We start from the raw sequence: 723 nt of genomic DNA on the forward strand, positions 1-723 counted from the left end.
GAAGCTTTTATCTCTCCTGCGGCGAACTATTATTTCATGGTTGCTTCAACATTCTTGATCGGCATTTTGGGCACAATTGTGACCAATAAAATTGTGATGCCTTATCTCGAAAAATCACAAAGCCAAGAAGAAGTCGAAGATGTTGAAGTCGATCAAGCAGGGCCTCTCGATGGCAAAGGCTTACGCAATGTCGGTCTGTTTACTTTGGTGTTTGTAGGCCTTGTTTTGTTGGCTGTACTACCCGAGTCAGCGCCGCTTAGACACCCCGAGACGGGAAGCATTGTTGTCTCTCCATTTATCGGCGGGATCGTCGTGATTATTTCTGTCTACTTCGCTTTAGCGGGAGCTATTTTTGGATATACGGTCAAAGAGTTCTCTTCAAGCAAAGACGTGATCGAAGCAATGGAATCAACTATGGCGACAATGGCGGGCTACGTTGTGTTGATGTTCTTCGCGGCGCAGTTCGTGAATTACTTTGGTTGGACCAATCTTGGAATGATTACAGCGATTAAAGGCGCTGCGTGGCTTGAAACTCTGAGCATTAGCCCTGTGTCTATTTTGCTGATCTTCATCGTAATGACAGCATCAATCAATTTGTTGATTGGTAGCGCATCGGCTAAATGGGCGTTGTTAGCGCCAGTCTTTGTTCCAATGTTAATGCTTTCTGGAATTTCGCCAGAAATGACGCAAGTGGCTTATCGTGTGGGGGATTCCGTGACTAAC

1 protein-coding gene is annotated in these 723 nt (G+C 45.6%); it reads left to right on the forward strand.

The features are described 5' to 3' along the window. Nucleotides 1-723, forward strand: a 723-nt coding sequence (locus A3738_RS04795) for an AbgT family transporter (protein ID WP_197473597.1), incomplete at both ends; no start/stop codon positions are given.

The organism is Oleiphilus sp. HI0066 (assembly GCF_001635725.1).